This window comes from Sorangium sp. So ce119, from assembly GCF_051524405.1.
Lineage (GTDB): Bacteria > Myxococcota_A > Polyangia > Polyangiales > Polyangiaceae > Sorangium > Sorangium cellulosum_G.
This window is the reverse complement of record NZ_CP150310.1, coordinates 10,236,902-10,257,985: the sequence shown is the minus strand read 5'-3', so window position 1 is coordinate 10,257,985 and position 21,084 is coordinate 10,236,902. Positions and strand designations below refer to the sequence as shown.

Below are 21,084 nucleotides of genomic sequence, written 5' to 3'. Positions count from 1 at the left end.
GCCGCAAAACACTCCGGAAACGCGCTCCGTCTGCTCCGGATTGGGTTACAGTCGTCCGTCCCAATGACTGTCGCGCTTCTCTCGATCGGGACCGAGCTCACCCGGGGCGAGATCATCAACACCAACGCGGCCTGGCTCGCTGCAGAGCTCACCGCAGCGGGCTTCACGGTCAGCGAGTCCGTCACGGTCGACGACGACGTCGACCGCATCGCCGCCGCGGTCCGCCAGCTCGCGAGCGCTCACCGGCTGGTGATCGCCACCGGCGGCCTTGGCCCCACGACGGACGACCTCACGGTGCGGGCCGCCGCGCGCGCCACGGGCACCGACCTCGTGCGCGACGAGAGCACGCTCCTCGCGATCCGCCGCCGCGTCGAGAGCCGCGGCAAGACGATGAACGCGGGCCACGAGAAGCAGGCCGAGGTCCCGGCCGGGTCGGAGATCCTTCCGAACTCGTCCGGCACCGCGCCCGGCTTCGGGGTCCAGCTCGGGGAGTCGACGGCCTTCTTCCTCCCGGGTGTGCCGCGGGAGATGAAGAGCATGTTCGCGGATCAGGTCCTGCCGCGCGTGCGCCCGGCCGCGCCGAACAACACCTTCCAGGTGCGTCTCCGCACCTACGGTCTCCCCGAGTCCGCGCTGGGCGAGCTCCTGAAGGGCGTCGAGGAGGCCTATCCCGGCATCACGCTCGGTTACCGCGTGCATTACCCGGAGGTCGACGTGAAGGTCCACGCCCGCGCCGCCACGCAGTCGATGGCGCACGAGCTGGCCTTGAGGGCGACGGCCGACGTCCGCGAGCGGCTCGGCACGGCCGTGTACGGGGAGGGGGACGACGCCTTCCCGGAGATGGTCGGGCGCTCCGTGCGCGCTCGTGGCTGGCGGCTCGCCGTATCGGAGTCGTGCACTGGCGGGCTGATCTCTCACCTGCTCACCAGCTACCCGGCGAGCGACTACCTTGTCGGCGCCGCGGTCACCTACGCGAACAGCGCCAAGACCCGGCTCCTCGGCGTCGCCGAGGACACCCTGCGCGGCCACGGCGCGGTGTCCGCCGAGGTCGCCGCCGAGATGGCGCAGGGGGTTCGCCGCCTCTGCGAGGTCGACGTCGCCATCTCCGTCACGGGGATCGCCGGCCCGACGGGCGGCACGGCGACCAAGCCGGTCGGCCTTTGCTACTGGGCCGTCTCGCACCCCGGCGGCCTCGTCGTGCGCGATCGCGTCTTCTCGGGGGATCGCGAGGAGGTCCAGCTCGGCGCTGCCTACGCCGTCCTGGACCTCCTCCGCCGCATCGCCGGCAACCTCCCCGAGCGCTGACGCGGGCGCGGGCCGACTCGCGTCAGTTCGGCGCTGAGCGCGTGAACGTCAGCGCCTCTCCCCCGCGGTCGATCTGCACCGTGTCTCCCTGCTTGAACTCGCCGCCGAGGATCCGCTTCGCGAGCTCGTCCTCGATGCTCCGCTGAATGGCGCGCTTCAGCGGCCTGGCGCCGTACTGCGGATCCCACCCCTGCTCGATGAGGTAGCCCTTCGCCTCGGACGAGATGGTGAACAGCAGCCCGCGCCGATCCAGGCGCTTTCGCAGGAGATCGAGCTGGAGTTCGACGATCGTCTCCATCTGCTCGCGCCCGAGCCGCCGGAACACGATGAGATCGTCGAGCCGATTCAAGAACTCCGGGCGGAAGTGCTTCCGCACCTCCTCGACGACGGCCCTCCTCACGAGCTCGGCCTTCTCGTCCGCCGGCAGGTTGGCGCGCTCCTCGATCGCCGCGGCCGCCGGCGTCCCGAGGTTCGATGTCAGGATGATGATCGTGTTCTTGAAATCGACCGTGTGCCCCTGCCCGTCGGTCAGGCGTCCGTCGTCGAGCACCTGGAGCAGCGTATTCCAGATGTCCGGGTGGGCCTTCTCGATCTCATCGAACAGCACCACGCTGTACGGCCGCCGCCGCACCGGCTCCGTGAGCTGGCCGCCCTCCTCGTAGCCGACGTACCCGGGCGGCGCGCCGATCAGGCGGGCCACCGCGTGGCGCTCCCCGTACTCGCTCATATCGAGCCGCACCATGGCCCGCTCGTCGTCGAAGAGGATCTCGGCGAGCGCGCGCGCGAGCTCGGTCTTGCCGACGCCGGTCGGCCCGAGGAACAGGAACGATCCGATCGGCCGCCGCTCGTCGCCGAGGCCTGCGCGCGAGCGCCGGATGGCGTTCGACACCGCGCGGAGCGCGTCCTCCTGCCCGACCACGCGCCGTCGCAGCTCCTCCTCGAGGCGCAGGAGCTTCTGCATCTCGCTCTCGAGCATCTTGGACACGGGGATCCCGGTCCACTTCGACACGACCGCCGCGATGTCCTCGTCGGTGACCTCTTCCTTCAGGTAGCTTTGCTTCGTCTGCACCTGCGCGAGGGTGGCGCGGATCGACTCGAGCTTCTTCTCGATCTCCGGGATCCTGCCGTAATGGATCTCCGCCGCGCGCCCGAGATCGCCGGCGCGCTTCAGGCGCTCTTCCTCGAGCTTGAGCTCCTCGATCTGCGGCTTGAGCTGCCGCAGCTCGGAGATGAGCTCCTTCTCGCGCATCCACTGCGCCCGCATCGCGTCGCGCTGCCCCTGGAGCTCGGCGATCTCGCGCCGCACCTCGTCGAGGCGCGCCTTGCTCGCCTTGTCGCTCTCGCGCTTGAGCGCCTGCTCCTCCATCTGCAGCTTGAGCAGGTCGCGCTCGACCTGGTCGATCGGCGTGGGCAGGCTGTCGATCTCCATGCGGATCTTCGACGCCGCCTCGTCGACGAGATCGATCGCCTTGTCGGGCAGGAACCGCTCGGTGATGTACCGGTTCGACAGCACCGCTGACGCGACGAGCGCCGCGTCCTGGATGCGGATCCCGTGGTGGACCTCGTACTTCTCCTTGAGGCCCCGGAGGATGGCGATGGTGTCCTCGACGCTCGGCTGTGACACGAGCACCTGCTGGAACCGCCGCTCCAGCGCCGCGTCCTTCTCGATGCGCTTGCGGTACTCGTCCAGCGTGGTCGCGCCGATGCACCGCAGCTCGCCGCGCGCCAGCGCGGGCTTCAGCATGTTGGCCGCGTCCATCGCGCCCTCGGCCGCGCCCGCGCCCACGAGGGTGTGGAGCTCGTCGATGAACAGGATGATGCGCCCGTTCGAGCCCTCGATCTCCTTGAGGACGGCCTTGAGCCGGTCCTCGAACTCGCCGCGGAACTTCGAGCCTGCGACCATGGCGGCGAGGTCGAGCGCCGCGATCGTCTTGTCCTTGAGCGACTCGGGCACATCGCCCGCGACGATCCGGTGGGCGATGCCCTCGACGATGGCTGTCTTGCCGACGCCGGGCTCACCGATGAGCACCGGGTTGTTCTTGGTGCGGCGCGAGAGCACCTGGATCACGCGCCGGATCTCCTCGTCTCGGCCGATCACCGGATCGATCTTGCCCTGACGAGCGAGCTTCGTGAGGTCGCGCGTGTACTTCTCGAGCGCCTGGAACTTCCCCTCCGGGTCCCGATCGGTCACGCGCTGGTTCCCGCGCACGGCCGCGAGCGAGGCGAGGAGTTTGTCGTACGAGAGCCCCGCTCGTTCGAAGATCGACTGGATCTCCTTGTCGACCTTCGTCGCGGCGAGCAGGACGTGCTCTGTCGAGATGTAGTCGTCCTTGAGCGACTTCGCCTCATCCTCGGCCTTTTGCAGGACCGCGAGCGAGCGCCGCGACAGGTTCGGCTCGGCGCCCCCGCTCACGCGAGGATAGGTATCGATCTTCGCCTCGAGGAGGCGCACCAACCCCGCCGGGTCGGCGCCTGCTTTCTGCACCAGGGGAGCGCCGACGCCGCCGTCCTGGCCGACGATCGCCCGCACGAGGTGCTCGGGATAGAGTTCGGGGTTGCCCCGGCGGCTGCCGGAGTCGACAGCCTCTCGTATGGCCTCTTGGGCCTTCGTCGTCATTCGGTCGATTCTCATGGCACCCCGAAGCTAAGGCGCGTGCCCGCGCTAGCAAGGGCCCGGCCAGGCAAGGGGCTTGCCAGAGACGCCGAAGAGACGCCGAAGAAACGCCGAAGAGATGCCGACAGAGATGCCGAACGAACTCGACGGCTGATCGATGCAGCCTGGACGCCGCGTCAACCCCCACCGCGCATCGCGTGCGAGGCGCGGTGGACGGACCCGCGAGCGCGGCGCTCGATTGGACGCGCGCCGCCGCGCGCCGCGAGCGCAGGTCAGATGTCGAGGTTCTTCACGTTGAGCGCGTTCTGCTCGATGAAGTTGCGCCGCGGCTCGACCTGATCCCCCATGAGGATCGTGAAGAGCTCGTCCGTCTTCACCGCATCATCGATACGGACCTGGAGGAGGGTCCGCGCGTCCGGGTTCATCGTCGTTTCCCAGAGCTCGTCGGCGTTCATCTCGCCGAGGCCCTTGTAACGGCTGATCGCGATACCCTTCTTGCCCCGCTCCTCGATGTACTCGACGAGCGCCTCGCCGTTCTCGATCGTCTCCTCGCCGCTCGACGAGCGCGCCCGGTACGGCGGCGCGCCGATGGATCGGAGGTCCTGCTCGATCGACCAGGCCTCCTGGTACTCCGGCGAGTTCACCAGATCCCAGTCGATGACGCTCCTGCGCGCGCTGGCGCCGGGCCGCGGTACGACCTCGATGCGGCTCGTCCCGTGCTCGGTGTCCCGGGGCGTCGCCAGCGTGAGCGGGAACAGGTCCGGATACCGCTGCTTCAGGTACGCCCGGAGCTCGTCGGCGGCCGCCGCGACCTTCTTCGTCTCGCGCAGATCGTCGCGACCGAGCCCGCTCGACCGCAGCACCGCCGCCACGATCCGCGCGTCACAGCGCTTGTCGATGTTGGACAGCACCGCGCGGAAGCGCTTCAGCCGCTGCGCCAGCCGGTAGAGCGGCTGCCCCAGGATGCCCGTCTGCCCGCCGCTGGCGACGATCTCGAGCCCGTCCACGGCGTTGCCCACGAGGAACTCGTCCAGCGCGGCCTGGTCCTTGAGGTACAGGTCCCGCTTGCCCTTGCGCACGCGGTAGAGCGGCGGCTGCGCGATGAACAGATACCCCTTCTCCATGATCTCCGGCATCTGCCGGAAGAAGAAGGTCAGGAGCAGCGTCCGGATGTGGGACCCGTCGACGTCGGCGTCCGTCATCAGGATGATCTTGTGGTAGCGGAGCTTGTCGATCTCGAACCCGCCCGCGTCGTTGATCCCGCAGCCGAGGGCGGTGATCAGCGTGCCGACCTCGGCGGAGCTCAGCATCCGGTCGAGCCGCGCCCGCTCCACGTTCAGGATCTTCCCCTTGAGCGGCAGGATCGCCTGGAAGTGCCGGTCGCGCCCCATCTTGGCGCTGCCGCCGGCGCTCTCGCCCTCGACGATGTAGATCTCGCTCTTCTCCGGGTCCTTGGACTGGCAGTCCGCGAGCTTGCCCGAGAGCGACGTCACGTCGAGCGAGCCCTTGCGGATCACCTCGCGCGCCTTGCGGGCCGCCTCGCGCGCCTTGGCCGCGACGACCGCCTTCTCGATGATCTTCTTCGCGCTCTGCGGGTTCTCCTCGAAGTACTGCCCGAGCTTGTCGCTGACGACCGCCTCGACGATGCCCTTGACCTCGCTGGAGACGAGCTTCGATTTCGTCTGGGAGTCGAACGACGGGTCCGGGTGCTTGATGCTGAGCACGCACGTCAGACCCTCGCGCGCGTCCTCGCCCTGGAGGCCCTGCTTCAGCTCCTTGAAGAGGTTGTGCGCGCTCCCGTAGTTGTTGATCGTCTTCGTGAGCGCGGCGCGGAGGCCGGTCAGGTGCGTGCCGCCGTCCTTGTTGTGGACGTTGTTCGTGTAACAGAAGATCGCCTCGGTGTACGAGCCGTTCCACTGCAGCGCGACCTCCACGCCGACCGGCGGCGCCGCGCTGCCGCGGCCGTTCGCGCCCTCGCCCGAGGCGGCGATCTCGTGCTGCGTGACGAAGCTGATCACGTCGTCGTGAATCGGCTCCTTGGTCTTGTTGAGGAGCGCGACGAACTCCGCGATGCCCCCCTTGTACTCGTAGGCTTCCGCCCTCCCGTCCGGGCGCTGGTCGTCGAGGTGGATGACGAGCCCGGCGTTCAGGAAGGCGAGCTCGCGCAGGCGGCTCGCGAGGATGTCGAAGCTGAACTCGACCGCGCTGAAGATGACCGGATCGGCCTTGAAGGTGAGCTTCGTCCCCGTCTTGTCCGTCACCCCGATCGCCTTGAGCGGCGCCTTCGGCACGCCCCGGGCGTACTCCTGGAACCAGAGCTTCCCCTCGCGCTTGATCTCGAGCTTCAGCCACTCGGAGACGGCGTTCACGGCGCTCACGCCGACGCCGTGCAGGCCCGCAGAGACCTTGTAGCTGGAGTTGTCGAACTTGCCGCCGGCGTGGAGGACGGTCATGACGACCTCCGCCGCGCTCACGCCCTTCGCGTGCATCCCGACCGGGATCCCGCGGCCGTTGTCCTCGATGGAGACCGAGCCGTCGAAGTGGACGGTGATCCTGATCTCCGTGCAGGCGCCGGCGAGGTGCTCGTCGACGGCGTTGTCCACGGCTTCCCAGACGAGGTGATGCAGCCCCGATCCGTCGTGCACATCGCCGATGTACATGCCGGGGCGCTTTCGCACCGCTTCAAGGCCTTCGAGCGCCGTGATGCTGTGGGCGTCGTACGAGGGCTTGGTCAGGTCGGTCGGCTGGCTCAGGGTGGGTTCCGTCATCTCGGTCCTGGTGGCGCGCCCGCCGCCTCTCACCGGGGGGCGCAGAGCGGCGGAGGCCGCTCGGATTGCCGGAGTTCTTGCAGTGGGAGGGGCCGGCTCGATGGCAGCTCGTCGGGTGGGACCCGGGGCCGCGGCCGCGGCGCCGGGTCGCGTCAGAGGCCACGAGCGATCATGCGCGGATCGCTCGTCGAGGCCCCGTAAAGACTGCGGAAATGTAGCTGAAATCAGCGGCTCGGGCAAGCGTTTCGCCGGGTCCGGAGGCCTCGTAACACCGTATTTTCAGCGCCTCGCGCGGGCGCGTCCGGAGCATTCCAACTCGCGCCCTGAGGGGGGTGGATCAACGCCTCTGGCCGGGGTCGCGGTGCCGTGTCGGCGCCCGCTCCGCCGACGCGCCTCACCCCCGCGTGCCCGCCGCGCGCGCTAGCTGAGCGCGCCGCCCTCGACGTGGAAATCGCGGCGTTCCGAGGAAGGTACCCCCGGCGTGACGATGAGATCACGCCGCGTCGTCGTCAGGAACACCTGTCCGCGTGCCATCCCGAGAAACAGGAACAGCGCTGCCGTGCGGTCGGGGTCGAGCTCGCTGGATACATCGTCGAGCAACAGAATGGGCTCTACGCCCCGGACGGACGCAATGGCGGCGGTCTCGGCCGCCTTGAGCGACAGCGTGAGCGCTCTGTGCTGCCCCTGGGAGGCGACAACGCGGGCGGGGTGCCCGTCGAGCTCGAGCAGCAGGTCGTCGCGGTGCGGACCGAACCCGGCGCTCGGCCGGTGGGCGTCTCGGCGCCGCTGCTCGCGCAGCGCCTCTCGCGCCTGCTCGGCATCCCCGGAGCCGCCCGGCGCGTACCGCGCGGCCAGCCTCAGGTCTGGCGCCGCGATGCGGGCGAAGGCGTGCGTGAGCTCCGGCGCGAGCGCCTGGACGGCGGCCTCGCGGGCGCGGGTGAGCGCCGCCCCGTGCAGGGCGCAGAGCTCCTCGAACGCGTCGAGCTCCGAGCTCGCCTGCGCCGCCGCGCCCGCGCCACGGTGGAGCAGCTCGTGCCGCGCGCGGAGCGCCTGCGCGTAGCGGGCCCGGTGATCGCCGCTCTGCGGGTCCATGAACAGCGCCAGCCGATCGAGCAGCGTGCGCCGCGCGCTCGCGGGCCCGGTCGACAGCGCGAGCTCCTCCGCGTGGAAGGCGACGACCGGCGATCGCGTCGCGAAGCTCGCGAGGCTCGGCGGCCGGTTCCCGTCGATCTTCACGACGCACCGCTTGTTCTCCACGGCGGCGGTCTGCTCGCGCGCGAGCGGCGTCAGCGCGCCCCGGCGCTCGAGGAACCGCGCCCGCGCGCTCGCGACCGAGGCGCCGTGGCGCACGAGCTCCGCGGCCCTGTGCGTGCGAAAGCTCCTGGACGTCGCGGCGAAGTAGATCGCCTCGAGCAGGCTCGTCTTGCCCTGCCCGTTGTTGCCGGCGATCACGTTGAGGCGCGGCGCCGGCTCGACGTCCACGCGTCCGAGGTTGCGGAACTCGCGGATCTGGAGCCGCTCGAGGAGCAGGCTCGGGGTACGTCCCAGGAGCTCGTCGGGCGCGCTCAAATCCGCATCGGCATGACGACGGCGACGTAGCTCTGCTGGTTCGACTCGCTGCCGGGCCGGAGCACGGCCGGATCGAGCTCGCCGGAGATGCCGAGGATGATCTCCTCGTCGTCGATGGCCGCGAGCACGTCGAGGAAGTACTTGGCGTTGAAGCCGATCGTGACCTCGGGCCCGCTGTAGTCGACCGACAGCTCGTCGAAGCCCGCGCCGGTGTCCGGGCTCTCGCTGGTGATGCGGAGCGTCCCCGGCGCGATCGACAGCTTCACGCCGCCGGTGCGGTCGTTCGCGGCGAGCGCGATGGCCTTGAGCGCCTCGGCGAACTGGACGCGGGGCGCGCGGACGGAGCGCTCGGTGACGGACGGGATGACCTGCTGGTAGGGCGGGAACTGCGCGTCGACGAGCTTCACCGAGAACTGCATCCCGGCGATGCTGAAGAACGCGTTCGGCCCGCTCTGGGTGATGGCGACCATCGGCGTCTCCTTCTCGGCGCGCGCCTCCTCGGCGAGCCGGCGGAGCTCCGTGATCGCCTTGAGCGGGATGAGCATCGTCGCGGTGGCGGAGCTGCCGGAGACGGTCGCCTCCATCTTGGACAGGCGGTGGCCGTCGGTGGTCACCATCCGGACGCGATCGCCGGCCCACTCGAACAGGGCGCTGTTGACGTGGGCGCGCGTCTCGTCGGTGGAGATCGAGAAGTGGGTCCGGGTGATCAGGAGCGCGAGCTGCTCGACGGGCAGCTCCAGCGAGGGCGCGTCGTGGGCCGGGGCGGGGAGCTGCGGGAACTCTGAGCCGGGGAGCCCGGGGAGCGTGTAGCGCCGGGGCGATCCGACCGCCTTGAGCGACGTGTGCGCGCCCTCGGTGGTGGTGATCTGGACCGGGCCGTCGGGCATCGCTTTCACGCGCTCGAGCAGGTCCCTGGCCGGGACGGCGACCGAGCCGCCGGTCTTGATGTCCGCCTGCGTCTGGCCAGTGACCCCGAGGTACAGGTCGGTCGCGGCGACGCGGACGGCGTTGCCGTCGGCGGCGAGCAGGACGTTGGCGAGCGCCGGCATGGCGCTCTTCTTGTCCGCCACGCCTTGGCAGCGCGCGACGAGGCGAAGCAGATCTTTCTTGGGGATCACAAGGTCCATGGCCGACTCCGGAGCGCACCCTTTAGCAGGGTTATCGCCCGGGTGTGGGCCGGAAATGACCGCTCCGATGACCTTGCGCGGCGCCTCTTCTTTCCATGAAATAGATAGATAAAGACAACGTCTTCGTCGTAGGCGCTGTGGAGGGCGGGGATAACTCGGAATGATCAACGATTCCCATGGGTTAGAAGCGGACGCCCTGGGGTAAATGGACCGTCCTCAGGGGTAGGAGGAAAGGGGACAGCCGGAGGGAGGCTCGTCTCCCCCGCTTTGTCCCCAGGGTTCTCGAAGGGGTTATCCCCAAGATCCCCCTCGAGGAATGCGGGAATGTAGAGCGAGCACAGCGATCGCGCCCTGGCCCCTCGTGCGCTGTGCGGTTCCGAGCGGCACCCGGATGGAGTATTGCAGAATGTACGGACTTGAGTTCGGTGCGGTGCATCCACTGCGGTAACCACCACGACGTGGCGGCGGTCGTGTGTCCGGCGACCGGGCTCGTCATCGAGCCGAGCGGAGCTCCATCGTGGCGTGGAGGAACGCGGGCTGGCGCCGCGGTTGTGGATTCCGTGCCCCGACCGGCCGTGCCGCTGCCCAGGTCGGCGTCCCCCTCCCGCAGGGACGTTCCCGCCGCGGCCCCCCGCCTGGCGACCCGCGGCGGCGCGCGCCCTGAGCTCGGGGTGTCGCGATCGCCGTCGCCCTCCGGCGCGGACTTGCGGATGGCCGCGTGGTCGAGGGGTGACGGCGCGGGCGCGACCTCGCTCGGCCGCTCGCTGCTCGGCCACGTGATCGGCGACAAGTACGGGGTCACCGCGATCATCGGGGAGGGCGGCATGGGCGCCGTCTACGAGGCCGAGCACCTCCAGATCGGGCGGCTGGTCGCTGTCAAGGTGATGCATGCGCGCGAGACGCAGCAGGGCGAGGCCATCTCGAGGCTGGAGCACGAGGCGCGCGTGGCGGGGCGCATCGGTCACCCGAACATCTGTGAGGTGTACGACATTGGGCGACTCCCTGACGGCAGCCCCTACCTCGTGATGGAGCGTCTGCACGGCGAGACGCTGGCGCAGCGGATCGAGCGCTGCGGCGTGGTGCCGCCGGGAGAGCTCATCGACATCATGCTTCAGGTCCTCTCGGCGCTGGTGACCGCGCACGAGCGGGGGATCGTTCACCGCGACCTGAAGCCGGAGAACATCTTCCTCTCGGAGCGCGCCGGGATGCTGCCCGTCGCCAAGCTGCTGGATTTCGGCATCTCCCAGGCCGCTGGCGTGGACGGGGCGGTGATGGATCTGACCCGCACCGGCATGGTGATGGGCACGCCGTACTACATGGCGCCCGAGCAGGCCCGGGGCGACGTGGAGCTTGACCACCGGCTCGACCTGTGGGCTGTCGGCGTGATCCTTTACGAGGCGCTGACCGGTCAACGTCCATTCGTCGCGCGCAACTACAATGCGCTGCTCGTCCAGATCCTCACCCTCTGGCACCGTCCGGTGGTGGAGCTCGACCCGTCGATCTCGCCTGCGTTGTCGAGTCTCGTGGATCGTGCCCTGGCGAAGGCGCGTGAAGAGCGGTTCCAGAGTGCCCGTGAGTTCCAGGAGGCGCTGCGGCGGTTCAGGAGCCAGGCGCCGGCGCCGCAGCGACGCCGGCCGGAGCGCCTCCCGGTGCAGAACATGGTCGAGGATCGGAACGACGACGCGACCATGATGTTTGCTCGGGTCGCGGGCGACAGGGGAGGGGGCGATCCTGGACCGATTCTCGTCGCGAGCGGTCGCGTGCCGCCGGAGCCGGCGAGGCACGGGCCTCGGACGTCGGAGCCAGCGAGGCAGGGATCTCGGACGTCGGCGGGCAAGGGGATCCAGCTACGCCACAGCGTGTGGTCGTCGCGGGCTCTCGAGGCGGCGACCGGCGGGGTCCCTGGGCGCCGGCGGAGCGAGCCGGCGCCGGAGCTGGTGGGCGGCCAGGCCCGAGACGATGAGACGGAGGACCGGCCGACGATCCCGTCGCTGCCTCCGCTCGCGCGGGGTGACGATCTGTCCGACGACACGGAGGCGACCCTCGTGGATCCGACGCCGTTCCCGGAGGACATGACCACGCTCATCCGGGGTGAAGGTTGGGCGCGAGACGGGGACCAGAGCTGAACCGGACGTGGAGCAGAGGAGCGAGGTGAGCGCTGTGGGGACGGTCGAGCGCGTTGTGGCGCGGGGCATCGTGAAGACGTACGGGACGACGGCGGCGCTGCGCGGGGTGAACGCGACGATCGAGGCGGGGCAGTTGACGCTCATCGAGGGCGCGAACGGGTCCGGCAAGTCGACCTTGCTCGGGATCCTCGGCACGGTGGTCCGTCCCACCTCGGGCACGATCGTCTACGAGCCGTTCGGCGAGGACGCCGGGCTGGCCCGCGGCAGCATCGGCTGGCTCTCGCACGAGTCGCTGGCGTATCCGGATCTCTCCGGTCGGCAGAATGTGGAGCTGGCGGCCCGTTTCCACGGTCTCGATGCTCACGAGGCGTGGCGCTACGCGGAGGAGCGCTTCGAGCTGGGGAGCTTCGCGACGAGGCCGCTCCGCACGTGCTCGCGCGGCCAGCGACAGCGCATCGCGCTGGCCCGAGCGCTGGTGCACGATCCGTCGCTGGTGCTGCTGGACGAGCCCACCACCGGCCTGGATCGCTCCGGGGTGGCGCGGCTCCTCACCGTGGTCGAGGCGGAGGTGGCACGCGGCGCGGCCGTGGTTGTCGTCTCGCATGAGCCGGAGGTATTCCGGGGTCGAGCCGCTGCCCGTCTGACGCTTGAGCGGGGGCGCGTCGTCCCGGCGGCTTCCTGAGCTCCGACCCGACCCGGGAGGCGCGGGCAGCTTCGGGGTGGATGAGGAGAGCAGGCTCTTCCTGCCGGTCGTCGCGTTCTCTCCTCGCACCGAGCTGCTGCCCGTCGGATGAATCGAGCGGGGCGCATCGTCCTCGAGGCGCACCGGAGCGAGCTGCGCCGCGGCGGCCGGACCGGTGTTCTGGGAGCGGCGCGTGGCACCACGGCGTCGTTCGGCGACCGATGGTGCTAGAGCGCCGATCAGCTTGAACCCCCAGGAATGAAGAGATTTGAACCACAGAGGCACAGAGGGCACAGAGGAACAACAAACGAAACTCTGCGCCCTCTGTGGTTCGTTTTCTCGAGGCTTCAACCCGTTCGGTGTCCTGGAAGGACAGACGGGTTGAAACCGCTCGAAAGAGCAGAAATTCGAACCGCCAAGGCGCCAAGGACGCCACGATCTGGTTCTCTTCTTGGCGCTCTCGGCGTCCTTGGCGGTTGATTTCGGGGCTGCCTCATCGTCGGTGTTTCAGTGCATTCGAAAGGCCGTTGAACGGGCCCGTGTACATCGTGCCGATCGTCGCTCCGCCGGGTGAGCTGCGGAGCCTGAGCGACTCGGCCCAGGCGGCGTTCACGACGCCGTTCGTCACCGCCTGCTCGGCGACATCGGTCGGCTGACGCGCGAGAAGTGCGGCCGCGGCGCCGCGGTAACGCCCTCTAAGGGAGGACCACCGGGAGGCCGAGGCGAAACGGGCGCCAGACCCGGGGGGCCACCGGGGGTCCGAGGCGAAAAGGGCACCAGATGGGGGGGGCACCGGGGGTCCGAGGCGAGAAGAGCAACCGTGAAGCGGTTTGGGGCAGCCGTGAGGCGGTTTGGGGCAGCCGTGAAGCGGTTCACCGCGACCGTGGAGCGGTTCACCGCGACCGTGGAGCGGTTCACCGCGACCGTGGAGCGGATCGGGGCATCACGGCCGGCTTGGCCCTCAGCGTAGCTTCGCGCACGCGGGGCACGCGATGCGGCCCTGCGCGCCCTGCGCGCCCGGCTCGCAGAGCAGGCGCATGGGCCGTCGCAGGCCGCCGGCTTCGCCATCGCCACGTCGCGCACGTCGGACGTGAGCCGGTCCAGGCTCGACGTGTCGCGGGGCCGTGGGCGCGTGGGCCATGGAACCGGGCGATTTCGCGCGGTTTCAGCCCGTTCGGTGCTCTAGCCTGGCGAGCAACATCAGGCGCGGGCAGGCCGGGACCAAGGAGTGGGCGGATGCGCAGCAGGCAATCTCGGGGAAGACGCCGCGCTGGGCGAGTCCAGCCATCACGAGGGCATCCAGGGCGAGGGCGCTGCGAGGTCTGCGCTCGTCAGTGGAGGTCAACGCCGGGGTCGCGCCCAGAGCGAGCCGCTGCTGCTGGTGCCGGTGCGGTCGCATTCTCGTCGACTCCTCGTTGAGTCCAGCGGGGAGGCCCGGATAGTTTCACGTGAAACAGGGAGCATCGGTTTCGAGCGCCTTCGGGTTGTCCTTCCGCTGCTTCGTGCTCGAACCCGCGCCAGCCGCTTGCGCGAGCGCACCCCGGACCAACCAATCGCGCATCCGCCGCGACGTCCCCGTGACTGCCGACAGCTCTTCGGTCGCACGCCGGGCGGGTGTCGTCCCGACGACGGACGGCATCGAGGAACGCGCCAGGTACCGCGCTTCGCCCCTCGCGAGACCTCCGAGCCAGACTCTCAGAGTGCGAGGCGCGCCAGGGCGAACTGCGCCGAGGCGAGCGACGCCGGCGCCGTCGGAGCGGCGCGCGGCATCACGACGGTGTTCGACGTGATGCCGAGCGATTCGAGCTCTTCAGCATTGGTGCCGGTCGATGCATCGGAGGCCGCGGGCGGATTCAGCAGCACCAGCGCGGGTGGCAGGCCGGGGGCGAGCGCGCGCAGCGCCAGAAGACAGGAGGCGACCTCGTGAAGGATGCCGAGCCGGTCGAGACCGACAAGCACGAGAGCATCCGGAGCGAGCGCGCGCACGAGACCGGCGTTCGCGAGGCCAGGTCCGAGCGGGGAGAGGAGCGCCCCGGCGCTCTCGACGATCACCACGGGAGCCGGTTGCCTGGCGACCCACGCGGTCGCGACGTCCAGCGAGATGGCGACCCCACACCGGCGCGCGGCCAGGTGAGGGGAGACGGGCTCGGCGAAGCGGTAGGGCGCAGCTTCCGGTTGAATCGAGCTGACGAGCGCGAGCTGGTCAGCGTCCGTCGTCGATGCGCCGTCCACGCCCGACTCGATGGGCTTCAGGCCGCAGACCCGGACGCCGCGCGCTGCCAGAGCCGCGACCAAGGCGACCGAGACGTGCGTCTTGCCCACGCCGGTTCCCGTGCCCACCACCGCGACCCGGAACTGCCCTGTTTCACGTGAAACAGCACGGCCCCTCACCGCATCGCCTCATGGAACCCTGCGAGGGCGCGCTCGACGTCCGTTTCGGAGAGGGACGCGCTCGACGTGATGCGGAGGCGCGATGTGCCCGCCGGAACGGTCGGCGGGCGGATCGCCTGGACCAGGATGCCCTGCCGCGCGAGCCGCTGCGACATCTCGACCGCAACGCCGGGCGACTCCAGGACCCAGGGGAGGATCGGACCCGAGGACCCTGGCAGCAGCCGGGCTCCCAGCTCTCGAAGACCAGAACGGAGCCGGTCGGTGACCATCGCCAGGCGCGCCCGACCTGCGTCGTCCGCAGCGGCGCGGCGCACGCGATCGACGGTGGCGAGCGCCACCATGGGGCTGATGCCGGTGGAGAACACGAAGCTCCTGGCGCGATTCCACAGGTAGGTCCGCAGCGTCGAGGACCCCGCCACGAACGCGCCGTGAAGACCAAGAGACTTCCCGAGGGTGCCCACGAGGACGTCCGGGCGAACACCCGCCTCGGCGCACAGGCCAGCGCCGCTCGGACCGCAGACGCCAAGGGCGTGCGCCTCGTCCACGATGAGGGCGGCGTCGTGACGGTCGCAGAGCGCCCGAAGGCCGCGGAGATCCGGCGTGTCCCCATCCATGCTGAAGAGCGACTCGGTCACGACCCACCGGCGGCGAGCGCCCCCGGCGCGGGCGAGGGCGGCCTCGACCGACGACAGATCGCCGTGGCGTACCACCTCGACCGCCGCCCTCGACAGACGGCAACCGTCGATGATCGACGCATGGTTCAGCGCGTCCGAAACGATGACATCCCCGGGCCTGGCCAGCGCGGCCAGGGTACCCACGTTGGCCGCGTACCCCGACGAGAACAGGAGCGCCGCCTCCGTCCCGAGCCAGGCAGCCAGCTCGCGCTCGGCGACCAGGTGGGCCTCATGCGTCCCGCTCACCAGCCGCGACGCCCCGGCGCCGCTCGCTGCGTCGTCCGCCGATGACCACGGGAGACCGGCATACCCGAGGTAATCGTTGGAGCACAGCACCAGCATTCCGGCGGGCGCCGCGGCGACGGGCGGGGTGCGCAGCAGCCCAGCGCGGTCCAGCTCGGAGAGCTCGTCCTGGAGGTGGCGAAGGGCGCTCATGCCCTCGGGGCCTGGGCTGGGGATACGAACAACGTCGTCCACGGGGGCAGGCATGACATCTCCAGTCGGCAGCGAGGCGGGTCACGGGGGCGTCGCCCGGCAGTGGCGACTCCAGCTCAGGGGCGGCGGCGACTCCAGCTCAGGGCGTGCTGTCGTTCGCTTCGCCGGAAGACGACGTCTCGGCGCCGGCGCCGAGCACCGCGTCCACCCGCTGGAGGATACGTCCAAACGCGTCCCGCGCCCGTCCGGCCATCGCAGACGCCCGGGTTCGCTCCTGCTCCAGATCGTGCGCGAGCGCGATGGCCGCCAGCAACATCGCTTGCGGCGTGACAGAGCGGCCGGCGGGCACGACGGTGGCGAGCTTCTGGTCGACGACAGCAGCGAGCCGCTGGAGTTCCTCATCGCTCGCGGAGGTCACCACGCGGTAGGTCTGACCACCTACCCGTAGCTGTACTGTGCGGCGCGCCATGGCCCCCGGACGCTACCATGAACCCCACCCGACGCGCAGGGCGGGCTGCACCGCACGAACGGAGCGACTCGCCGTGGCACCTCGACCGCAGGCCCGGAGAGCTCGTCTCCAGCGCATCAACGGCGGTTTGAAGCGCGCTCTCCAGCAGCGCCCTGTAGCATCGCACCACCATGGCCACGGCGGTTCGCCCAGCACTCTCGGTTGCCGCGCTCCTGGGGATCGTCCTTACGCACGGCACAGCCCGCGCCGAACCCCAGGCGAGCGTCGGTGTCACCCTGGGCGCCGCCGGCGCCGGCCTGGATCGGCACCTCTGGGACACCACCCTCTTCCACGCCGGCATGAGGGGAGACGTCCTGTTCGGCCGCGCCGCCAACGACGAGTTCGGCGTGGGGCCCTACGCCGAGGTGCTCACCCACGCCTTCGACGAGATCCAGCTCGGCGCCGGTATCTCCGCGCTCGCCCCGGTCCTCGAGCTGTTTCCGCTGGTCGTCTCGACAGGGCTGTACGGCCGATGGAGCGAGGATGCCGATGGCGCGGAGCCGGGCGTCGCCGCGGCGCTCTTCTGGGGCGGACGCAGCTACAACTTCCACTCCAGCTACTCGGTGAGCGCAGGGCTGCTCGCCCAGATGCGGATCGGGCTCGGCGCCTCGAAGGAGACCTCGGTCGTCCTCGCGGCCCAGCTCGACGTCGCGCTGCTGGGCCTCCCGTTCGTCTATGCGATCAACGCCATCAAGGGGCCGTCACCCGAAGCGGCCCCGGTGCGCCGAGCTGAACCGGCGCCGTGACCGGCGCCTCTGAATCGGCGCCGTGAAGGCGCCTCTGAACCGGCGCCGTGACGGCGCCTCGATCCGGCGTACTGCGAGGATCCCTCAGAGCCCGAAGCCCGCGATGTGCTCGGCGCAGGTCTGGCCCAGGTTGCGGCAGTCCTGGAGGCCACGGGTGCCACCGCAGGATTGCTCGAGCTCCTCGAGGTCCTCGCACTCCTCGATGGCGGCGCCGCTGCAGCAGACCGGAGGGATGGTGTCGACGCACCGGCTGCAGTTGAAGCAGACCCTGACCGGGTAGGACCACTCGGCGGTCTCGACCTCCTGGCCGCCCAGCGTCCTGCCCCGGATGACGACCGTCGCCAGCACCTCGACGTCGCGCCGGAGCTCCGCCGCCTGGACGCGCAGGTCGTCCATCGTGGCGCCGTCGATGAGAAGGACGTCGGTGCAGTTGTAGCCGGCATTGCTGGAGGTGCCGGGGTCGACCACGCCGTTGATCGGGACCACGTACCCCTCATTCACGGGGTTGCCCTCCATGTCGGAGATGCGGACCTCGGCCTCGTAGAGCTGGACGCGCGAGGTCTCCGTGCGGAGCACATCCGAGTCGCCCCGCTGCACGACCTGGTTGCCGACGAGGAGCTTCACGATGTGGCTGCCCGCATAGGCGGAGTCGATCGCATCCCCGTGCGAGGACGGCTCGCTTGGGCTGCAGCTCACGAGGCATTCCCCTGTCGCCGGCACGGCCAAGCGCTGGCGGATGAACAGGCTGCTCTCGTTGTCGGCGCAGGCGGACGCGAACAGGCCACCCGACGCCGCGAGCAGCGCGAGCGCACACAACCTCGTCAAGAGGCCGGGCGATGCGTTCACGGACCCTTCTCCTTCATCAGTCATGGCAAACGCCTCCACCGCGGAAATGAGCATCAGCGGCGAACATTGGAAACCGCTGGCGCGAGTCGCCCAGCCCGTCGTGGCCGCGCGAGCCGCCCACGACCCGGTGAAAAGAGTAGCGGGTCCGCCCGCCGGGCGGCAAATTCGCGGTGTCCGACCGGCGAGCGGCGCCACAGCGCCTCGCGGGAATCACGCGTGAGCTCCCAGATACGCTACGATGCCGGCGGCGAGATGAGCAAACCCGAGGAGAGCGGCGCCGCCCACGACTGGAGTCGCCTCGCGATCACCATCACCGCGCGCGACGAGGGCGTCCGCATCTCGGTCCAGGTGCGCCCGAGGTCGTCGCGCTCGGCCATCGTCGGGGTGCGCGAGGGCGCGCTCGACGTGGCGCTGGCCGCGCCGCCCGTCGACGGCGCCGCCAACGCGGAGCTCGTCAAGCTGCTCGCGCGCGCGCTCGACGTGCGCCAGAGCGATGTCCAGATCGCCCTCGGCGCGAGCGGCAGGAGCAAGGTCGTCGCCGTCCGCGGGCTCAAGGAGACCGAGGCGCGAGAGCGGCTCGCCGGGGCGAAGCGATGAAGGAAAACGTCGTCCGTTTCGAGAAGTGGGAAGGCCTTGGCAACGACTTCATCCTCGTCGAGGCGGTCCCGATGACCGCCGAGGCGGCGCGGCGCCTCTGCGATCGCCGGTTCGGCGTCGGCGCCGACGGCGTGCTGGTCATCGATCGCGAGCGGCCGCGCATGCAGGTCTGGAACGCCGACGGGAGCCGCCCCGAGATGTGCGGCAACGGCATTCGCTGCGTCGCGGCCTACCTCGTCTCCCGGGGGACCCCCCAGAAGGCGCTCTCCATCGCGACCGACGCCGGCGACAAGCGCTGCGAGGTCACGCGGGTCGGCGACCGCTTCGATGTGCTCGTCGGCATGGGACGCGCCCGCATGGGCGAGCCGCTCGTGGTCGCAGCGCTCGGCGCGGAGCACCGGTTCGCGACCGTGGACGTCGGCAACCCGCACGCGGTGACGTTCGATCCCGCCACGGAGGACACGATCGACGAGCTCGGGCCGATCGTCGCGACGACGCCTGCAGGGGGCATCAACGTCGAGTTCTGCCGCGTTCGACCGGCCGAGCAGGGCGAGGCGGCGTGCATCGATGTCACCGTCTGGGAGCGCGGGGTCGGCCGCACGCTGGCGTGCGGCACGGGCGCCTGCGCCGTGGCCGCGGCGGCCTGCGCGCAGGGTCGAGCGCCTTACGGAGCGCCCCTCCGCGTGGTGCTGCCGGGCGGCGCGCTGCGCATCACCGTCGCCGCCGGGTCGCTGGAGCTGCTCATGCAGGGCCCGGCGCGCCGGGCGTTCTCGGGCGAGGTGGTGATCGCGTGACCGCCTCGCTCGAGGGGGTCTGGAGTCCAAGCCGGGCGCCGGTGAACGATATCTCGCTCAAGGTGCTCGCCGTCATCGCCGACGGGCCGACGCACACGCTGTTCTCGCGGGTCATCACGTCGGACGAGCTGATGCTCGCCAGCGACCTCGCGGAGGGGATCGCGTTGGCCGAGGCCGCCGCGCCGGACGTCGCGTTCATCGACGTCGGGCTCGGGGACGGGGCCGGGCTCGCCATGGTCCACCACCTGAAGGCGCTCGCGCCCGACGCGACGGTGTTCGCTCTGGCGACGAAGGCCGAGCTCGAGGCGGGCGCGCACGCCGTCGCGCTCGGCGGCGCCGGGCTCTTCCTGCTGCCGCTCGGCGGCGACGAGGTGCTGAACGCGGTCGGCTCGGTGCGGCTGCGCTTCGCCGAGCGGGCGCTCCGGATCCAGCTCGAGCAGGAGTCGGCGCGGAGCGCCCGGGCGGCCGGGTGGATCGCCCGCGTCGCGGAGCTCGCCGACGCGCGCGACCGCAACGCCGCGGCTCAGCAGGTCGCCGAGGTGTTCGTCGAGGCGACCGGCGCGGCGGCGGCGGCCGTGTACCTGACCGTGGGGGAGCGATCCAGCGAGCTGACCCGCGCGGCCATGAACGGGCCGCTCGACCGCGCGCCCGCCTACGGGACGGAGGCCGACATCCTCGACTTCGCCCGGCGCGAGCAGCTCGTGGTCGTCCCGCTCGCCCTCCGCAAGATGACCGCAGGGCACCTCCTGCTGCAGAAGGAGCCTGGCCGCAGCTCCGCGTTCCCGTCGGTCAGGCGCCCCGACAGCAGCGCCTCGGCGTCGCGGCGCGCCCCGCTCCTCGATGGCCTCGTCAAGCTGCTCGCCACGCAGGCGACGACGGCGCTCGCCCTGCTCGGCGAGCGCGAGCGCTCCACCGGCGGCGCCGCGATGAAGGACCCGGCGACGAGCGCCTACTCGTTCGCCTACTACGTCGACGTCGCCGGCCGCGAGATCGACAAGGCGCGGCGGTACGGCCGCCGGTTCACCATCGCGACGATCGTGATCGAGCCCGACGCGGCCGCCGCCCCGGAGCGCCCCGGCGATCTCGCGTTCTGGAGGACCACGCCGCCGCCCCCGCCGACCACGCTCAACCCCGGTCAGGTCGCCGAGCACCTGCTCCGCGCCGTGCGCGACACCGACATCCTGGCCCGCGTCGACGAGAACGAGTTCCACCTGCTCATGCCCGAGACGGCCGGCCTGGAGGCTCACGCCTGCCACCGCCGGATGCTCTCCCGCGTGGCCGGCAGCGAGAAGCGCGCGGGGTACCTGCCGAAGGGGCTGCTCGTCGGCCTCGCCACCTTCCCGCACGACGGCCAGAGCCTCGCGCAGCTCCTCCGCATCGCCCGCCAGCGCGCCGACGCCACCAGGTCGTCGGTCGTCCACCGCATCTCCCAGGATCGGCGGAGCATCGGCGAGATCTTCAGCTTGCTCGTGCGCGAGGCCCCGTCCGCCGAGGGGCCGTTCGCGATCTCGGCGCCCCGCGCGCTCGACCTGTCGGTGTCCGACGCGGCGCTGCTCGCGACGTCGGTGGTCAGGAACGCGCTCCGCGGCGGCGCCGTGTTCATCCTTGTCGCGCACCACGACGGGCTCAGCCTGGGGGCGCAGGTGCGGACGCTCCTCGGCGCGCCGCGCGAGGACGTGGTGGTGCACGCCCTCGATCTCCGGTCGTCGCCGGGCTGCGACGACATGGAGGCGCTCTGCGTCCTGGCAGAGCACGGCGCGTATGCCCTGGTCGGTCGAAACCAGGGCGGGTTCGTGAAGGGTATTCACGCGGCTGATCCGCTGCTAGCGGACTTTCTCGCCGAGCGGCTCGGTCGCGCCGTCGGGCTGCGGGTCTTCGGCTGATCGGAGGCGTGGGTCCAGT

16 protein-coding genes are annotated in these 21,084 nt (G+C 70.6%); 8 read left to right on the top strand and 8 right to left on the bottom strand.

The window, feature by feature from the left end; all coding sequences use genetic code 11:
- Positions 1–63: 63 nt before the first annotated feature.
- Positions 64–1,305 (top strand): CinA family nicotinamide mononucleotide deamidase-related protein, encoded by a 1,242-nt coding sequence (locus tag WME76_RS38840; protein WP_437957196.1) that lies wholly within the window; start codon positions 64–66, stop codon positions 1,303–1,305.
- Positions 1,306–1,327: 22 nt separating this feature from the next.
- Here the strand turns inward: WME76_RS38840 and clpB are convergent, their stop codons facing one another.
- From clpB to dnaN, 4 genes are all read right to left on the bottom strand, one after another.
- Positions 1,328–3,937: an ATP-dependent chaperone ClpB gene (gene clpB, locus WME76_RS38835; protein ID WP_437957195.1), complete on the bottom strand. Its 2,610-nt coding sequence runs from the start codon at positions 3,935–3,937 to the stop codon at positions 1,328–1,330.
- A gap of 254 nt (positions 3,938–4,191) precedes the next feature.
- Positions 4,192–6,687 (bottom strand): DNA topoisomerase (ATP-hydrolyzing) subunit B, encoded by a 2,496-nt coding sequence (gyrB, locus tag WME76_RS38830; RefSeq protein WP_437957194.1) that lies wholly within the window; start codon positions 6,685–6,687, stop codon positions 4,192–4,194.
- A 420-nt stretch (positions 6,688–7,107) separates the two neighbouring features.
- Complete coding sequence (recF, locus tag WME76_RS38825; RefSeq protein ID WP_437957193.1) at positions 7,108–8,256, bottom strand: DNA replication/repair protein RecF; 1,149 nt, start codon at positions 8,254–8,256, stop codon at positions 7,108–7,110.
- Positions 8,253–9,383: a DNA polymerase III subunit beta gene (gene dnaN / locus WME76_RS38820; RefSeq protein ID WP_437957192.1), complete on the bottom strand. Its 1,131-nt coding sequence runs from the start codon at positions 9,381–9,383 to the stop codon at positions 8,253–8,255. The genes recF and dnaN overlap by 4 nt, the downstream gene beginning before the upstream one ends.
- 710 nt (positions 9,384–10,093) lie before the next feature.
- Between dnaN and WME76_RS38815 the strand changes: the two genes are divergently transcribed.
- From WME76_RS38815 to WME76_RS38805, 3 genes are all read left to right on the top strand, one after another.
- On the top strand, positions 10,094–11,509 hold the full coding sequence (locus tag WME76_RS38815; RefSeq protein ID WP_437957191.1) for a serine/threonine-protein kinase: 1,416 nt from the start codon (positions 10,094–10,096) through the stop codon (positions 11,507–11,509).
- Positions 11,510–11,534: 25 nt separating this feature from the next.
- A complete protein-coding gene (locus tag WME76_RS38810; RefSeq protein ID WP_437957190.1) occupies positions 11,535–12,191 on the top strand; it encodes an ATP-binding cassette domain-containing protein in 657 nt (218 codons plus the stop codon).
- Positions 12,192–12,718: 527 nt separating this feature from the next.
- Positions 12,719–12,847, top strand: a complete 129-nt coding sequence (locus tag WME76_RS38805) for a hypothetical protein (protein ID WP_437957189.1) — start codon at positions 12,719–12,721, stop codon at positions 12,845–12,847.
- Between the two features lie 1,039 nt (positions 12,848–13,886).
- Here the strand turns inward: WME76_RS38805 and bioD are convergent.
- The 3 genes from bioD to zapA all read right to left on the bottom strand — a co-directional run bounded on the left by bioD (position 13,887) and on the right by zapA (position 16,160).
- The gene (gene bioD, locus WME76_RS38800) at positions 13,887–14,531 is read right to left on the bottom strand and encodes an ATP-dependent dethiobiotin synthetase BioD (RefSeq protein WP_437957188.1); all 645 of its coding nucleotides are present in this window, start codon (positions 14,529–14,531) and stop codon (positions 13,887–13,889) included.
- A 47-nt stretch (positions 14,532–14,578) separates the two neighbouring features.
- On the bottom strand, positions 14,579–15,691 hold the full coding sequence (locus WME76_RS38795; RefSeq protein WP_437957187.1) for an aminotransferase class I/II-fold pyridoxal phosphate-dependent enzyme: 1,113 nt from the start codon (positions 15,689–15,691) through the stop codon (positions 14,579–14,581).
- A gap of 139 nt (positions 15,692–15,830) precedes the next feature.
- The gene (gene zapA / locus WME76_RS38790; protein ID WP_437957186.1) at positions 15,831–16,160 is read right to left on the bottom strand and encodes a cell division protein ZapA; all 330 of its coding nucleotides are present in this window, start codon (positions 16,158–16,160) and stop codon (positions 15,831–15,833) included.
- A gap of 170 nt (positions 16,161–16,330) precedes the next feature.
- On the opposite strand from zapA, the gene WME76_RS38785 reads away from it, so the two are divergent.
- Positions 16,331–16,945: a hypothetical protein gene (locus tag WME76_RS38785; RefSeq protein ID WP_437957185.1), complete on the top strand. Its 615-nt coding sequence runs from the start codon at positions 16,331–16,333 to the stop codon at positions 16,943–16,945.
- Between the two features lie 84 nt (positions 16,946–17,029).
- On the opposite strand, the gene WME76_RS38780 is transcribed toward WME76_RS38785, so the two are convergent.
- Positions 17,030–17,791, bottom strand: coding sequence for a hypothetical protein (locus WME76_RS38780; RefSeq protein ID WP_437957184.1), 762 nt, complete (start codon positions 17,789–17,791; stop codon positions 17,030–17,032).
- 252 nt (positions 17,792–18,043) lie between these two features.
- Between WME76_RS38780 and WME76_RS38775 the strand changes: the two genes are divergently transcribed.
- From WME76_RS38775 to WME76_RS38765, 3 genes are read left to right on the top strand one after another with little or no spacing between them, the layout of a single operon-like run.
- Positions 18,044–18,388, top strand: coding sequence for a DUF167 domain-containing protein (locus tag WME76_RS38775; RefSeq protein ID WP_437957183.1), 345 nt, complete (start codon positions 18,044–18,046; stop codon positions 18,386–18,388).
- Positions 18,385–19,182, top strand: a complete 798-nt coding sequence (gene dapF, locus WME76_RS38770; protein WP_437957182.1) for a diaminopimelate epimerase — start codon at positions 18,385–18,387, stop codon at positions 19,180–19,182. Before WME76_RS38775 ends, dapF begins: the two co-directional genes overlap by 4 nt.
- Positions 19,179–21,065, top strand: coding sequence for a diguanylate cyclase domain-containing protein (locus WME76_RS38765; protein ID WP_437957181.1), 1,887 nt, complete (start codon positions 19,179–19,181; stop codon positions 21,063–21,065). The genes dapF and WME76_RS38765 overlap by 4 nt, the downstream gene beginning before the upstream one ends.
- Positions 21,066–21,084 lie beyond the last annotated feature (19 nt).

Coding starts and splice junctions, on each gene's coding strand:
- WME76_RS38840 (WP_437957196.1), top strand. CDS start 64: ATGACTGTCGCGCTTCTCTCGATCGGGACCGAGCTCACCCGGGGCGAG.
- gyrB (WP_437957194.1), bottom strand. CDS start 6,687: ATGACGGAACCCACCCTGAGCCAGCCGACCGACCTGACCAAGCCCTCG.
- WME76_RS38795 (WP_437957187.1), bottom strand. CDS start 15,691: ATGAGCGCCCTTCGCCACCTCCAGGACGAGCTCTCCGAGCTGGACCGC.
- dnaN (WP_437957192.1), bottom strand. CDS start 9,383: ATGGACCTTGTGATCCCCAAGAAAGATCTGCTTCGCCTCGTCGCGCGC.
- zapA (WP_437957186.1), bottom strand. CDS start 16,160: ATGGCGCGCCGCACAGTACAGCTACGGGTAGGTGGTCAGACCTACCGC.
- WME76_RS38775 (WP_437957183.1), top strand. CDS start 18,044: ATGAGCAAACCCGAGGAGAGCGGCGCCGCCCACGACTGGAGTCGCCTC.
- clpB (WP_437957195.1), bottom strand. CDS start 3,937: ATGAGAATCGACCGAATGACGACGAAGGCCCAAGAGGCCATACGAGAG.
- dapF (WP_437957182.1), top strand. CDS start 18,385: ATGAAGGAAAACGTCGTCCGTTTCGAGAAGTGGGAAGGCCTTGGCAAC.
- WME76_RS38815 (WP_437957191.1), top strand. CDS start 10,094: ATGGCCGCGTGGTCGAGGGGTGACGGCGCGGGCGCGACCTCGCTCGGC.
- WME76_RS38785 (WP_437957185.1), top strand. CDS start 16,331: ATGGCCACGGCGGTTCGCCCAGCACTCTCGGTTGCCGCGCTCCTGGGG.